The organism is Gilliamella sp. Choc4-2 (assembly GCF_001690355.1).
Classification (GTDB): domain Bacteria; phylum Pseudomonadota; class Gammaproteobacteria; order Enterobacterales; family Orbaceae; genus Gilliamella; species Gilliamella apicola_A.
The window spans coordinates 43,882-59,512 of record NZ_LZHG01000022.1; the positions used below are offsets into that span (position 1 = coordinate 43,882).

Below are 15,631 nucleotides of genomic sequence, written 5' to 3' on the forward strand. Positions count from 1 at the left end.
TTTAATATAAAAATACCCATTGAATTAAAGATGATCCTTCTTAAGGCTAAGGTCTCCGTTACACCAGTAAAACATCCTTTTAACAAAAAATAACCAAGCAAATTAGCAACAAGAAAGAGCAATTAGTACTATAAATAAACCTAAATGTATTTGTAGGCTCTTTTTTGAGTTAATGCATTGTCGTCCAGGCTATATCCACTCATCAATACTGATTTAACAATGCAATCAACCAACAATATCGCCTAATATGATTAATATGGCAATAAATAAACTATTGACGATATTTTTTGAATTGATTTCGTTAATAGCATATTTGTTCAATATCATTGGGGAAGTAATAAATAGCAAAAGTGAAGTAGGTAACTGTAAAAAGAAAATAGGTAATATTCGCTTAATAAGTTTTCTGCTAATCTGATAGGTTGTCGTATCTGACGATATAAAAAATATTCATCAATATCCAATAAGATAAAACTAGCAATGAAGATAGTCTAAAAAATGACTTTTTCATCTCTATATCCTTATATTTATATGTTATTTTTATTCATTTCAACAAGTAACATTAGTTTTAACTTCGTATTTATCTCACTAAAAGCAAATTCTTTTACAGAATTAATAATTAACAATGCCGCTTGCCATTGAGCAAACTCTGGATCTTTAAAAAGCAGTTTATTGGTTAACTGATCGTTTACTTGATTTAAAGTTTGTTTGTAGTATGATAAATCATCCATTTCTAACGCATATTCTTCGTTTTGTTGCCAAAACTCAAGTAATTTAGGTAAATCACATTGGCTTAAAAGCGTATAAGCACACTTTTTAGGTGCTAGATTGTTCAGTAATCGATAACCTCTAAAAGCTTTACTTTGTGAAAATAGATGCAAATTAAATCGACTTAGCTCAATAGCAAAATTAAATAAATCATATTTGTTGCCTTGCTTGATTTCAAGTTCAACTTCCTTAATGGGGATAGATTGATTATTTGAACTAATTTGCCCTTGATCTAACGCAACTTCAATTTCACTACTTGCAAACGAAATTAACCACGCCTGCCGTTCAAAATTGGTGGTAAATAGAGGCTGTAAATTCCGTTGTAGCTGAGCAACATCACAGTCATTTGGTAATGCATGACAAGGTAATGCGGTTAAATCAGGAACAGAGTCAGGCAAATCGACATTAAATTCAGCACGCTCATGCAACCCCGGAGTCGATTTTTTATCCCGTTTTAATGTGATCTCAAAAAATTTTATTAAACCATCATCACACTTTCTTACACGCAACCCACAACCGTGATTACGCAAGTAATAATCACTAGTATCGTAATAGGTATTGATCAGATTTAGTTTAGTAAAACTATGTTTGGCCGATGATAATGTTGGTGATATTGCCGAAAATTCAGCTTCGTCACAATCGATCCATTGATCTAAATAATATTTTAAACTAACAATGTCGCTAGTATTGATTTCAAACTTTAATTCGATTTCGTTACTCATTCATCTATTTTTTCGTTATTTTTTAATATAATCAACGATGACTTTCTTTTATACATTACAACGAATAACCATTAACTAACAATATTACAAATTATTTTACAACTCGAAATGGATTAGGTTTTGGTTTAGATTTTTCAGGTTGTTGAGATAAAGATTCACGCCGTACCTGATATTGAGGCTCATCTTCAAATCCCATACCGACACCATTTTCACGAGCATAAATTGCTTTGATTGCAGCTATTGGCACCACAATATGCTGAGACACACCAGAAAAGCGAGCATTGAATTCAATTTTTTCATTTGTTACTGAATATTGGCCAACTGAATGTGGTGCAATATTCAGTACAATTTGATTGTTTTTAACAAACTCTTGTGGAACAACCACACCATATACTTTTGTATCTACAACAATATATGGTGTTAATTCATTATCTAATATCCAATCATAAAAAGCTCTAAATAAATAAGGGCGACGGGCAGACATTTGGTTAGGATCCATATATAAGAAGCACCTTTTAATTAATAAGTAAAGTAGATAAATGTATAATGTTATAGCCTTATCTTTTTTTCATCTTCTGTTAATGAATTAATAAAAGCTGGACGTTCAAAAATACGTGCCATATAACTTAAATAATTTTTTTCAGCAACTTTTGGAAGTTCTATTTCCAGTAACGGCAGACGCCAAAGTAAAGGAGCAAAGTAACAATCGCATAATGTGAAATCATCACTCATAAAGTAATCTTTTTCTTTAAATATCACTGAAATAGCGACAAGATCATCTAGAAGGTTTTTACGTGCAATTTTAGCTACATCACTATCAGGATCGGCAAGAATCGTTTGATAAGCTCGATACCATTCTCGCTTCATTCGATACATTGTTAGCCGAGAATTTGCACGTACAATCGGATAAACTGGCATTAACGGAGGATGAGGAAACCGCTCATCAAGGTACTCTAACGCGATATGTGATTCGTATAACGTCAGATCCCGATCAATTAATGTTGGAATAGTAGCATATGGATTGAGATCCAATAATTCTTGAGGTAAGTTACCTGCTTTTACAAACTCAATCTCAGCAGTTACACCTTTTTCTGCCAACACAAAACGAATCTGATGGCCGTAAATATCTGTTGTATCACAAAATAATGTCATTACAGAACGTTTATTAACAGCAACAACCATGTTAACTCCAAATATGCAAAATTATAAAAATGAGTGTACAGGATTACTATTCTAGCAAATTGGATAACAAATTTGTTAAAAAAAATAATTTTTCTTACTAACTTTATAGAATTCACATTCTTTCTGACAAAATATTTAACAAAAGCCTTATATTTTATTTAAATATCATGTCATTTAAATGATCAAAACATGAAGATATAATTATTTCAATTAATTATATTTATTTTAAATACCAAAAAACCCAGAAAATACTGGGTTTTTGAAGAAATTGTAACTTCTTTTGTAATTTACAATTAACGTTTGCTGAATTGTGGACGGCGACGTGCTTTCCGTAACCCCACTTTTTTACGTTCAACCTGACGTGCATCACGAGTTACAAAGCCCGCTTGACGTAAAGTAGAACGTAAAGTCTCGTCATACTCCATTAACGCACGAGTAATACCGTGACGAATCGCACCTGCTTGACCTGAAATACCACCACCTTTAACAGTAATATAAAGGTCAAGTTTGCCGGTCATCTCAACTAACTCTAACGGTTGCATAACAACCATACGAGCTGTATCACGACCGAAGTATTGCTCTAATGAACGTTTATTAATAACGATGTTCCCGCTACCTGGTTTAATAAACACACGAGCTGCGGAACTTTTGCGGCGACCTGTACCGTAATATTGATTATCAGCCATCTTTTATCCCCTTAAATATCTAATATTTGCGGTTGCTGTGCCGCATGATTGTGCTCACTACCAGCATAAACTTTAAGTTTACGGTACATTGCACGACCAAGAGGACCTTTCGGTAGCATGCCTTTTACAGCAATTTCGATAACTTGTTCAGGATGACGTTCAATCATTTCCTTAAAAGTCGCTTCTTTAAGTCCACCGATGTAGCCAGTATGACGATAATAGATTTTATCAGTGCGTTTTTTGCCTGTTACAGCAACTTTTTCTGCATTAATAACAATAATGTAGTCACCTGTATCAACATGTGGTGTGTATTCTGCTTTGTGTTTACCACGCAAACGGTTTGCGATTTCAGAGGCTAAACGACCCAACGTTTTACCTGCTGCATCAACAACATACCAGTCGCGTTTAACTGTTTCTGGTTTAGCTGAAAAAGTACTCATTCGTAATTATCCAATTTTAATTAATCTCACGTCAATAAATCACTTGATTTATTTACACTTTTTGATTGCAATTTTTAATTAACTAACCCCTTCGAGCTGTTATATTAACTTTGACAACCGAAAACAGCGTTGGGAAAAATGCTGTTGTAACGTGGGTTGAGTTATTATACAGTAATATAATAAAAGTGCTAGAACTTAAAATAAAAAATGTGGCAAGAAAAAAAACTTGCTGATAAACTTCAGACCAACATTTACTAACTATCTTAATACTAAATTAAATGAAAAATATAATTCAACTAACTGATAAAGATTACATTAGCAAAGGGTTGCACCGAAAATGTTATCATCATCCAGATGATCCGAATAAATGTATTAAAATTAATTATAATGAGGGTGCAGAACAAGAAACAAATCGTGAAATTGCCTACTATAAACATTTAATAAAAAGGAATATTTCTTGGAATACTCTCGCAAAATATTATGGCCCTGTTCAAACCAGCTTAGGTGAAGGACAACTCTTTGAACTTATTCGAGATTATGATGGAAAAATCTCAACTTCTTTAGATAAGTTTTTTGCCGATGAACAATTAACTAAACAACATTATGATGAACTTGTAGCATCTTTACGGGAATTAAAATCAGAATTACTTCAAAACCGTATCATTACAATGACAATAAAAAGTAAAAATATCTTATTTCAACGTGTTTCCCCGAATCAAAATCGTTTGATTATTATTGATAATATTGGTAACTCCACATTTATACCTGTTTCTAATTATATTTCTTTTTTTGCAACCGCAAAAATTGAGCGAAAATGGCAACAATTTTTAAAACTGATTCTTCATGAAAATTGGTATAATCCAGAACTTAATAGTTTAGTTGCTCGAGTGAATAGGTAGTCCATAATTGTGCAATCGTCTCTTGAGCTATATCTTGTCGATTTTTTTAAGGTAAATACATCCATGATGTAATTTTACAATACGGCTAACAATACACAGACCAAGATCAACACCATCATGTTTACGATCCATGTGGAAAAAAGCTTGTGTCAATTTTTCACTTTTTGACTCATCAATGACTGTTGCTTCATCTTCAACTGATATAATGATAACTTTTTTATCGTTATAGCAATTTACAAAAATTTTGGTATTTTCAGAGCGGTAGCAACAACTATTTTCTACTAAGTTGTGAACTAATAATTTAAATAATGTAGCATCACCATTAAAAATATGATGATTATTCACTTACAATTGGACATACGGTCCTTTTCGTAACGTTAATTCATTCATTAATGGAACTATAATATCATTATGAAAATTAATGAGTTGATATTTACCTATTGTAAATTTCTGATTGCTCTAGCAAACATTAGTAGCTGTTCAACTAATCAATACACTCAATGAGTTCCTTACAATCAATATTATGTTTATTTTCTAATAACTCTAAATGTAAACTAATACCAACAAGTGACGTTCTCATTTCATGAGCAACATTTTCTGTAAAAAACGCGCTTGTGATAAAGAATTACCCAAATGAACAAAAAGATTATTTAAAACAGTGGTAATCGATTTAATTTCACACATGTTACTGATTGGCTCAATAGGGTTGAGATTTTTCTCTGTGCGTTAATTAAGATCTTTTTCCAGCACATTTAGTGATTTAGTTGTCCATTTAATCGCTTTATAAGATAAAAATAGTATGACAAGTATCATTGTAAAGATGGAACAAAATAAAGCAAAAATAGCTTCTAATTCTTCATGTTCAACGACTTCATCAATTTTATTTTGTCTTAATATTAAATTAACCAATACTCGATTTGTTCTTTAATTTCGTGCCATAACCAAAAAATAGTATAATTTGGTAAATTAACTTAATCGTTCCTAAAGTGAAAAAAGGTTCCAACGGATGCTTTGACGGGTATGATTAAGTGATGATGAATCCATAATTGCCTTTTACTTTGAGTAATATGTTTAGTTAAACTAAGGTGATTTTAAATTAAAAAATGTATTAATGCCTCACATTAAGTTGATAACCATATCCACGCACTGTTCTGATTATATTTTTACCTAATTTATTTCGTAATCCATGAATATAAACCTCAAGAACATTTGAACTAGGATCTCTTTGCCAATCATAAAGATCATTTTGCAATAAATCACGATGTACTTTCTCGCCTGCTTTTAACATTAATCTAGAAAGAATGATAAACTCTTTAGGCGTTAATACCACGTCTTGATTATTGAAAGTTACTTTTTGTTGTTTGATATCCATTGTGATTAAACCATAACTGATAAGATTATTAGCCGTTCCTTGGTTGCGACGAATTAACGCTCTTATTCTTGCCAATAATTCTGATAAGGCAAAAGGCTTAACTAAATAATCATCAGCACCAAGATCTAAACCTTCAACTCTATCTTCTATGGAATCTCGAGCAGTAAGAATAAGAACTGGTGTATCTATTTTATTTTTACGCCAACGAGTAAGCAATTCTAATCCATCACAATCAGGTAAACCTAGATCTAAAATAATAACGCTAAATTGTCCAAATTGAATATATTGTTCAGCTTGTTTACCATTTGACGCTATTTCACAAACATAACCGTTTGAAGTTATACCAGAATAAAGTCCTCTTTGTAACAAACTATCATCTTCCACAATAAGTATTTTCATTATAGTTTACCCTATTACGGATTTTCGTTCTTATTAAGTTAATATTGATTCAGTATACGCTTTGATATGCCCATCCAAAAACATTTAATAAAAAATTATAATAAATAATACTTTTCCCTTTGTGAAACAAATTATTTATTTACTTTGAAAAATTAATCAGCATTTCCTAACAAAGTAGGCTGATAATATGCTAACAATGAACCCAATAATGATATCTAAAGGCCAATGGATACCTAAATAGACTCGGCTCCAACAAACCAATAAAGCTACTCCAACACAGAGGTACAGCAATGCTCTAAACTGTTGTTTGTAATTGAAAAGAATTGTTAGAGAAATAGTCCATACAAAAACAGCATGTTGGCTTGGCAATGAGCTATTTTTTCCATGATGCAGATAATTAGTCCCTATTTCCATTTCAAAAGGACGCGGTGAATAAAAAAGATAACGAATAACAAAAGTGATCCATAATGCCAGCATTAAACCAATTATAATTTTAATTATTAATTGCCTACTAATTGGTTTAATTAACCAATAAACACCTAAGATAATAATAGGAAAATAAATTAAATAGCTAGCACAAAAGATAGCAAAATTTATAAAAATTTTTGATGCATGCTCTGAAGCATTAATTAATAAAAAAAGTTGAATATTGATATTGCGCCACATGAAATACTCATCAAAATGATTTAAACTTTAAACTAATTTAATAATTTAATCTTAAAAGAACCTTAAAAAATATTTACTGATTAAAAATATAAAACTAATTTTAAACAATATATTTATATTATTAATATTTGTACCCAAACACTATAACTTTATTTTCGATAGTGATGAGACAACTATATTAAGCAGAACATAGATAATAGAATAGACTATTATGAAAAATAAAAATATTTCCTCTCGATGGGCTATACTTAGGCATTCCCCTGGATCAACAATAAAAGTAAACTCTGCAACACCAACAATGTGTCAGAGACGCATTTTTAATCAAAGATACTCATTGAGTAACAAAAGATAGCAAAGCCATTGTAATGTTTGTGGCTAAGCAATATAAATAATTACTTTTTTATCCAAATTTAAAGAAAATGCACTTGCTATTGATCTTTGCCAATCACAATTATTCCTGCATGCACACAATGCCCAATATATGCCGCATTAATAAGTAATAATGTGTAGCTCACAGCAGCAATAGCAGAAACATTCACATTAAGTAATACAAGCAATAAAAAGCATGTCCAATTATCATAATTACTTGAATCGCTCTTAAAAATCCGAGTATATCTATTAATAAATACCAAAAGATCCTTTTAGAAATAGTAAAACAAGTTAAAATTTCATCCTTAACTGCATTTGATTTTTATTCGTTCAATAGCTATTTGAAATGTCTTATTAGTCTGAGCTAAATGCGATTCTTGAAATTTGACCACTTTCATCTAATAATAACAGATGATGCAATCCTTTTTTAGAAATAGTTAATGTTACTTTTTCGTTATCAAATGAGCGAGCAAAAAAATTACCATCTAAAAACCACCACTTGTTTCCAGATCCACCTTCAGCTGTCAAATCTATAGTAACTTGATGTTTTCCTGGTAAAGATTTAATCAATTGTTTATCGCGTAAACCAATAATCATAAGTGTAGAAAAGATATCTTTACCTAATATTGGGCAATTTTGATCTATCGGTGGTAATAAAGATTTTCTGCGCTCTTTAGGCAATAACCAATTTTCCAGAGCAACAGGCCAGATAGCTATTTGTTTTTTATGGGCACCTTTACAATCTGCTGCAACACGTTTACCTTGTTTATTCACCCAAATATTTATCCATCCAGAACGATAAATATTATTGTTGAGTTCGGAAAGTGTTCCCAACGTAGGCGGTATCATATTATTTAATACCCATGCAGTTTTTTGGCGATGACAATTTTCATCATAATTTGATAATGATATTCCTAAAGGCCAGCATATTTTTTCGGCAGTGACAGAATCGGGTTTTGCGAATATCGGTAACGGTCGATTTAATCGGATTTCTTTATTTAATAATAAAGAATTCACTTGCTGTAAAATCGGCATTGCTGATATTGAACCATATTGCCCTACAACAGGTGTGCCATCTGGTCGACCAACCCAAATGCCAATTAAATAACGGGGATTTATGCCTATTGCCCACGCATCGCGATAACCATAACTTGTTCCTGTTTTATATGAAAGCAAATTAGTATTAATCATCATCTGTTTTGTTATCCATGCACCACCATCTGAAAGTAATGGCTTGCTAAGCATAGGATCATTTTGGGTAAAACGTAAAGGAGCAACTTCTCCATGTCTCGCAAAAGCACTATAAGCACTAACTAAATTATCCATTCTTAATGATGCTCCACCTAATATATAAGATATATTAGGATCATTATTTAGTGATAAGAGTGGTAAACCAGCACTATTAAGTTTACTAGTGAATTTTTTTGGTCCATATAATTCCATTAATTGTACTGCTGGCAAATTCAGGGATTTTTTCAGCGCATCAGAAGCACTGACTGGTCCATAAAAATCTTCATCAAAATTTGTTGGTCGGTAATCAGATGTAATACGGGGCACATCCTGCAATAATGATTCTGAATGAATCATGCCTTCATCAATAGCAAATGCATAAATAAAGGGTTTGAGTGTTGAACCTGGTGAACGTAATGCACTAATCATATCCACTTGACCAAATCTCTCTTTATCATTAAAGTCAGCTGAGCCTACATATCCTTTTACAGTCATATCGGTATGATCCACCACTAAAATAGCAAGTGAAGCCTTAGGCGGCAATTGCTTTTTACGATTAATTGCCATATCCTCAAGATAATATTGTAGTGAAGCATCAATCGTTGAATGAATGGTATTTTCATTAGGATATTTCTGCTTTAATCGATATGCCAACAATGGAGCAAGTTGTGGTGCTCTGCGTGGATATACCCATACTTCATCTTGTCGAACTTGCCTAATAATTTCTACTGGCCATACATCAAATTCGGATAAACGATTTAATACTTTATCTCTCGCTCGTTTTGCGCGTTCTGGGTATCTATCAGGACGTAGTCGGCTAGGTGATTGTGGTAACACAGCTAATAAAACCGCTTCGCTACGAGTCAACTCACTTGGTTTCTTACCAAAATATGACCAACTAGCTGCTCCTATGCCTTCAATTGTGCCACCATATGGAGCATGATTAATATATAAAGTTAAGATCTCTTTTTTACTGTAATGTAATTCTAATTGTAACGTTCTAAATATTTGTTTTAGTTTTCCAACAATAGTCCGGTCGTGAGGATAAAGTAGTCTAGCTACTTGCATTGAAATAGTACTTCCACCTGAAACAACCCTATCATTGCTGATATTTTGCCAAGCAGCACGAATAAGAGATACAGGGTTTATCCCAATATGATGATAAAAATAGCGATCCTCATAATTTAACAGAACATCAAGGTAATAATTAGGAACATCATCCAATTTAACTGAATAACGCCAGATACCATTTTCGTCCGCAAAACGCCATAATGGTGTTTCATCTTGAGCAATAACGGTTTGTGTAGTTTTATTTTGTGAGATAGATATTGGGAAAAAATAATCAAAAATTAAAAAGCCAAAACAAAGCAAAAAGAATAAAACTAATAAGTAAATTAATATATTAAGGAAATATTTTTTCATCACTATCTACTTATTCAAAACTAACAATATATTTATCAAATAAAAATACCGCCAAGTTTCATTGGCGGATTATTCATGTAGTATAGATTATTTACATAATTAGTTCAGTATAATGTTATTACCTATCAGTTATTGTAGGATTTGAAATTGTGATCATATCAAGTGATTGACCAATAGCAAATTGGTCAGGCCGATACATAGACTCAACATATGGATATGGTAACATATACTCGCCTGGAGTCACTGCCCTAACTAAATAAGCAACACGTTTACGATAATACCCATTGCCAACATAATTATGAATATTAACTGCAGCAATATATCTATCATCACGATATTCTTGATATTTAATATCGTTACTATCTTCATTTCCTAATAGATTAGCGAATTCAGGAATAGCTAGTAAGTTAACACTAGAGTTCATTAAATTTTGGTTTTCAAGTTCAAAACCTGCTGGTAAAAAATCAACAATTAATGCATCATGAATCATTTTTTGTGCAGTTACGTCTATTAGTGCCACCATCATACTACCAACCTTTAAGTTTGATGGCGTAATTTCATTACCTTTAAGATCATAATATTTTCGGGTAATCGTCAACATATTGCTTTCAGAGGTTGCCTTTGGAGCCTTTTTCCCATAGCCCGCAATTGTTAATTTAACATAAAGAGGATCATCATTCTGTGGATTAGCAATGGTGAGTCCATGATTTAAATCACTAAAACTATAGGCTTTAGTTAAAGATGAGATCACATTACTTACTTTACCATTAATTTCGACTTTAAATTTATTTTTACCTTTAGCCTGTTCTAATGACCAACCAGCCATAAATAAAGCATTTAATTCCTGAGTTGAAAAATATCGTGTATTATTTAATAAATCGGATAAAGAATACAAATAATCAGCTTGTTTGGTAACAGCTATATCATTGTCCACTAATATCGATAAAATTAATGCCTCATCTCGAATTTCACTACCATAAACACCTAACCATGTATTTGAATCTACATAAGATAAATTAAACACATTTGACATAAGATCTTGGTAAATATTTCCAAAGCCAACAATCTTAGCCGATATTGCCAACTGTGCAATCGGTAATGGCGAAAACATAACTGATTGATTATTGTTAAACTGTCGGTACATTCTATTAATTTCGTTACGCATAGGAGAAGTAATTTTATTATGTTTGGCAAGAACCATTAATGCATAAGCTTTAGTCGAAAATTTACTATACTCAATATAATCTGAATTGCTATAATAATTTTGCATATTATTAAAAGCAGATGAATCATAAATATATTGACCTATACGCATCATTGCCGAATTAAGTGCTACATCACTAACATGATAGCCACGTTCTTTTGCTTGTAATAAAAAGTCAGTTGCGTAAACTGTTAACCAATGTTCTTCATCACTTTCACTGTTCCATAAACCAAAACTACCATTATTTCGCTGCATTGATAAAATTCGCGAGATACCTAATTGCACTTTTTCACGTCGTTTTTCATCAGATTCAGTTTTAATACCTAATGAGGCAAGTTGTTCTTGATTTGCATACAATGAAGGGAATAGCCCACTCGTTGTTTGCTCTAAACAACCATAAGGATAAGCAAATAATTCCTGAATATATTTGGCGATGTTCAATGGTGGCTTATTCGAAACAACCAATTTTGCATCAATGGTATTATCAATCAAATCAGTTAGCACAGTAGCAGGTAATTCCCAATGGTCACCAGCATTAATTGCTGCAACATAATCTTTAGTTGTACCTGAATAAGCTGGCCTTATTCCTATTATCCATGAGCGATGAATTTGGTAATTCGATTTATCATCTAGAACGATACCTTCAACGTCAACATTAACTATTCCTTTTCCATACCCATAATCTGCAATAATAGGAACTTGTAAAATATTTTTCTGTTTGCTATCAAGTGTCATTGTGATTGTTTTAGGTGAATCTTGATTAACTAATCCTGAAGTTGTGATATTAATCTGCATGGTTTGTCTTGTTTCAGTCAAATTATGGACATCTAACGCTAATATTGCCCGATCTCCACCAGATAAAAAGCGTGGTGTTGAAAGTTCAGCAACAACCGGGGCTGCAACAATCATTGTTTGCTCAGCTTTACCAAAGCGGTTATCATCCCATGCTTGTGCCATTATACGTAATTCACCATTAAAATTAGGTAAAGGTAATTCAATAATGCCTTCTCCATCTTCATTCAATTCAATAGTTTTAAGTTGCTGTGCAACAATTTGAACTTCGGTTAATGATTTTTTTCCACCTGTCCCAGTGGCATCCCCCCCAAAACTCATATTAACTACACGACCAGATGCTTCAATTAACTTACCATAAACATCATATAAATCAACATCATATCTCTTACGCCCTAAAAAAGAAGTATAAGGATCTGGAGTGGTAAAATCAGTAATATTTAGTACACCAGAATCCACAGCAGACACCAATACTGTTACTTTGTGCTCTTTTTGAATTGTTTGCTTATCCATTCGGATTTTTATTGAGATGTTTTTTTCCGGCTCCGTTTTTTTAGGTACATCTATAGTAACATTTAATTGACGGTTACTGGTGTCAATAGGTAAATAAAGTAAACCAATTGCACGTTTAACTGTTTGCACTGTCACATCCTTTGAAGGGCGAATAATCATCGCGCTGATATAAATATCATGACGTTTCCAATCTTTTATTGGAATTTCAACTTCAAGCCCTTCTTCACCGACTGCGATATCACGTTTCCATAAAATACCGTCATTAGTTTCAAGCGAAATGTAACCTGCCCCAGGAACAGGAGCCTGTACATAAACTTTAGCCGTATCACCATATGTGTAAGACGCTTTATCGATGCTTAACTTAACTTGATCTGGGCGTACTGAATTTGTACCACGGGTATTATCTTCCCATTCATAGCCTACCCAAAAGCGAAGACTACTAATAATATTATTTTTAGTATCGACAATTTCAATACGATAAGAACCATAATCATTAGGTTGATAACTCACTTTAGTAGTGCTGTTTTTATCAATAGTTAATTGGTTTTCTAAAACAATAAATTCGCTAGAATTATAATTTTCTCTCCAACCTTCATCGTCACTCCAAGTCCAATAGTAATCTCGTCGCTCACGTACAAATCTAGCTTTTAAATCATTAGTTGCTAATTTTTCGCCATTTGTATTAATATATGCAACTTCAAATTCAGCATTACTATTTATATCAATTGTTGGACGATTATCATAGCGATCAGCTTCCCAATTATAATAAGGCGACTCGCCAAAAAGCGCTTTAACAGCAGGCAATTCACTTGCAGGCCAAATAACTTGGCTAGCATAGCGAGTAATTGGTCTACCACCAGAATCAAGTAAACTTGCTTGTAAAATCAATTTAATTGGTGATCGCACGCCTGACCAGTTATCAGCATCAACATTTATTTGTACAGCCCCATTGTTATCAAGCGTTTTTTCAATATTCGCTAATTGTTTATATAAGTCCTTATCAGTGACTGAGCCAATTTTATAATCATCCAGTTCAGATATTGAATCCATTTTCTTAATATAAAGACTTCCTTCTAAGCTATTACTTGAAGCCGGAGCACCATAAAGATACCAACCTTTAATATTAAAATTAACCTGTTCATTAGCTAAAATTGGTTTATTCGATAATGTGTTGATTTCCATTGACATGCGCTCAGGTAAAAACTCTTCTACCTGGAAATAAGAATAACGATAATTATCATCGCCTAAATTAAAACGAAGTGACCATTTACCTGTTGCGGCATCACTTGGTACCACAAAATGAGATTGATACAATCCATTAGATTCAGATTGACTTTTTAGTTGAAAGTTTTCGATAACGCGACCATCTGATGAAATAACATCCACTATAATCGGTTGATCTGGTAAAGGCTGCCCATCTGCATCTCGTAATAAAGCATTAAAGTAGACGGTTTCTTGAGGACGATATAAATCACGGGGACCAAAAATAAATAGCTGTTTTTGGTAGAAAGCTGAGCCAGACAGGTTAAATTCCGTTAAATTAAGTGCATTACGATCTAGATTAACAAATGATGTTTGTTGTCCATTATTGGCCGTGAGTAAAGCATAATTCGATCCTTTAGGTAAAGCAATTTCAGCATAACCTTCTTTATCTGTTTTAGCCGAAATCATTGCACAATGTTTGTTACTATCACGAATATTTTTACGGCAAAATAATGTTAAATTAATATCACTAAGTGGTTTCCCATCATCCAGTGCATAAGCCATTACTGATAATTTACCATTCTTATAAGCGTGAATCGATACACCAATATTACTGATTGAAAATAACGAAGCAGGATTTGACTGATTATACGAACCAGATTGATTCATTACGGCAATATAAACACCTTCTTGATTCAGGTCAGAAATTTTAGATAAATTAAGTAATATCGTCTCTTGAGTATTAGGCTTAGGATTAAGATTAAAGCGAGATGAATAGACTAAATCTGCATAATGATTTAAATCTTTTGAACGCCAGATTGATATAAGATCGATAAACCCAAAATCGGCTATTAAATCAGGTAATTTTTCAGGTTTAATTTTGAAAAAGTTTACATCGACTTGATCAACATTTAAAGTTGTGACAGGTAAACCTCCTATTGATTTGCTTGGCAATAAAAAACCACTACTAGCAAATCCAATCATTGGTTGGCGATTTTGAGTTGTGATATCTACTTGATAAACCGATTGTAAATGACTGTCATTAATTGCGGATAACATTTTATCAATCGTCAAAGTTAACTTTCGATTTGGTTCAAGGAATCGATGCCTTAATTCTAATCCATTATCAGAAAGCTCCCAGGCACCATCGACATCACCACTTTCGCGATCAACAAGTCTAAGTAAATTTGAAAAGTTAAGTTTTGGGTTAATGGGAACAGAAAATGTAATAACTAAAGTACTTGAACCATCAAGAATAACTTCAGAGCTATTAATAACAGTCAATTGTTTATTTTTATATTTTTCTATCAGCTCTGGAGTTAACGTGAAAACACTTTTTGATTCAGCTTTTTGATTATTTTTACTGCTAGAATGATTGATATCCAATAACTGCGTCGTTTTCTGACTTTCATTTTGCGTTGTAGGCGGTATATATTTACTATTACTATTATCGCAGCCAATTAATGCCAAAATTAAGCTCAATACACTTAACCTTTTTGCAAGTTTCATTATTTACAACCCCTTACCCATTAAAAAAATTAATAATAATTATTATTATGATCAACTATTATACCATGCTGGTGATATATTATGCACTGGCAAACCATGTTTGGCAAAAAATGTTTAAAAACGATTTTGTGATTTTTGTGATTTTGGATATTTGAAAAAATATTAATAAAATAGCAATTAAGGTGGAATTAATTTTCCAATTATAGCCAGCTTTAAAAACTCATTTAAGAAAAATAATAAATGAGCTTTTAAATAAAA

At 32.4% G+C, this 15,631-nt stretch carries 13 protein-coding genes; 1 reads left to right on the forward strand and 12 read right to left on the reverse strand.

The genetic code is table 11. The features are described 5' to 3' along the window. Positions 1-524: 524 nt before the first annotated feature. The 5 genes from A9G34_RS03385 to rplM form a co-directional block, all read right to left on the reverse strand. The gene (locus tag A9G34_RS03385) at positions 525-1,487 is read right to left on the reverse strand and encodes a CYTH domain-containing protein (protein WP_065568871.1); all 963 of its coding nucleotides are present in this window, start codon (positions 1,485-1,487) and stop codon (positions 525-527) included. Between the two features lie 91 nt (positions 1,488-1,578). Beyond that, the gene (locus A9G34_RS03390) at positions 1,579-1,986 is read right to left on the reverse strand and encodes a ClpXP protease specificity-enhancing factor (protein WP_051824969.1); all 408 of its coding nucleotides are present in this window, start codon (positions 1,984-1,986) and stop codon (positions 1,579-1,581) included. Between the two features lie 50 nt (positions 1,987-2,036). Further along, positions 2,037-2,669 (reverse strand): glutathione S-transferase N-terminal domain-containing protein, encoded by a 633-nt coding sequence (locus tag A9G34_RS03395; protein ID WP_034943224.1) that lies wholly within the window; start codon positions 2,667-2,669, stop codon positions 2,037-2,039. A 293-nt stretch (positions 2,670-2,962) separates the two neighbouring features. After that, the gene (gene rpsI / locus A9G34_RS03400) at positions 2,963-3,355 is read right to left on the reverse strand and encodes a 30S ribosomal protein S9 (RefSeq protein ID WP_034943226.1); all 393 of its coding nucleotides are present in this window, start codon (positions 3,353-3,355) and stop codon (positions 2,963-2,965) included. Positions 3,356-3,366: 11 nt separating this feature from the next. Beyond that, a complete protein-coding gene (gene rplM / locus A9G34_RS03405) occupies positions 3,367-3,795 on the reverse strand; it encodes a 50S ribosomal protein L13 (protein WP_034943228.1) in 429 nt (142 codons plus the stop codon). A 278-nt stretch (positions 3,796-4,073) separates the two neighbouring features. On the opposite strand from rplM, the gene yrbL reads away from it, so the two are divergent. Next, positions 4,074-4,694 (forward strand): PhoP regulatory network protein YrbL, encoded by a 621-nt coding sequence (gene yrbL, locus A9G34_RS03410; protein WP_051824971.1) that lies wholly within the window; start codon positions 4,074-4,076, stop codon positions 4,692-4,694. A 27-nt stretch (positions 4,695-4,721) separates the two neighbouring features. Here yrbL and A9G34_RS10390 read toward each other — a convergent pair whose 3' ends face one another. The 7 genes from A9G34_RS10390 to A9G34_RS03440 form a co-directional block, all read right to left on the reverse strand. Further along, complete coding sequence (locus A9G34_RS10390) at positions 4,722-5,039, reverse strand: ATP-binding protein (RefSeq protein WP_081295257.1); 318 nt, start codon at positions 5,037-5,039, stop codon at positions 4,722-4,724. A gap of 139 nt (positions 5,040-5,178) precedes the next feature. Further along, positions 5,179-5,313, reverse strand: a complete 135-nt coding sequence (locus A9G34_RS11075; protein WP_442902660.1) for a histidine kinase dimerization/phospho-acceptor domain-containing protein — start codon at positions 5,311-5,313, stop codon at positions 5,179-5,181. A gap of 489 nt (positions 5,314-5,802) precedes the next feature. Next, complete coding sequence (gene pmrA / locus A9G34_RS03420) at positions 5,803-6,465, reverse strand: two-component system response regulator PmrA (protein WP_065568872.1); 663 nt, start codon at positions 6,463-6,465, stop codon at positions 5,803-5,805. A 156-nt stretch (positions 6,466-6,621) separates the two neighbouring features. Beyond that, positions 6,622-7,131 (reverse strand): phosphatase PAP2 family protein, encoded by a 510-nt coding sequence (locus A9G34_RS03425; protein ID WP_051824975.1) that lies wholly within the window; start codon positions 7,129-7,131, stop codon positions 6,622-6,624. 428 nt (positions 7,132-7,559) lie between these two features. After that, positions 7,560-7,763: a hypothetical protein gene (locus tag A9G34_RS03430; RefSeq protein WP_065568873.1), complete on the reverse strand. Its 204-nt coding sequence runs from the start codon at positions 7,761-7,763 to the stop codon at positions 7,560-7,562. A 91-nt stretch (positions 7,764-7,854) separates the two neighbouring features. Beyond that, positions 7,855-10,152: a penicillin-binding protein 1C gene (gene pbpC, locus A9G34_RS03435; protein WP_065568874.1), complete on the reverse strand. Its 2,298-nt coding sequence runs from the start codon at positions 10,150-10,152 to the stop codon at positions 7,855-7,857. 118 nt (positions 10,153-10,270) lie between these two features. Next, entirely contained in the window at positions 10,271-15,373 is a 5,103-nt protein-coding gene (locus A9G34_RS03440) for an alpha-2-macroglobulin family protein (protein WP_065568875.1), read from the reverse strand. Positions 15,374-15,631 lie beyond the last annotated feature (258 nt).

What these genes read in the sequence shown, in the direction of transcription:
- rplM (WP_034943228.1), bottom strand. Translation starts at nt 3,795, where the DNA reads ATGAGTACTTTTTCAGCTAAACCAGAAACAGTTAAACGCGACTGGTAT.
- A9G34_RS03395 (WP_034943224.1), bottom strand. Translation starts at nt 2,669, where the DNA reads ATGGTTGTTGCTGTTAATAAACGTTCTGTAATGACATTATTTTGTGAT.
- A9G34_RS03385 (WP_065568871.1), bottom strand. Translation starts at nt 1,487, where the DNA reads ATGAGTAACGAAATCGAATTAAAGTTTGAAATCAATACTAGCGACATT.
- A9G34_RS03425 (WP_051824975.1), bottom strand. Translation starts at nt 7,131, where the DNA reads ATGTGGCGCAATATCAATATTCAACTTTTTTTATTAATTAATGCTTCA.
- rpsI (WP_034943226.1), bottom strand. Translation starts at nt 3,355, where the DNA reads ATGGCTGATAATCAATATTACGGTACAGGTCGCCGCAAAAGTTCCGCA.
- A9G34_RS03390 (WP_051824969.1), bottom strand. Translation starts at nt 1,986, where the DNA reads ATGGATCCTAACCAAATGTCTGCCCGTCGCCCTTATTTATTTAGAGCT.
- pmrA (WP_065568872.1), bottom strand. Translation starts at nt 6,465, where the DNA reads ATGAAAATACTTATTGTGGAAGATGATAGTTTGTTACAAAGAGGACTT.
- pbpC (WP_065568874.1), bottom strand. Translation starts at nt 10,152, where the DNA reads ATGAAAAAATATTTCCTTAATATATTAATTTACTTATTAGTTTTATTC.
- A9G34_RS03440 (WP_065568875.1), bottom strand. Translation starts at nt 15,373, where the DNA reads ATGAAACTTGCAAAAAGGTTAAGTGTATTGAGCTTAATTTTGGCATTA.
- yrbL (WP_051824971.1), top strand. Translation starts at nt 4,074, where the DNA reads ATGAAAAATATAATTCAACTAACTGATAAAGATTACATTAGCAAAGGG.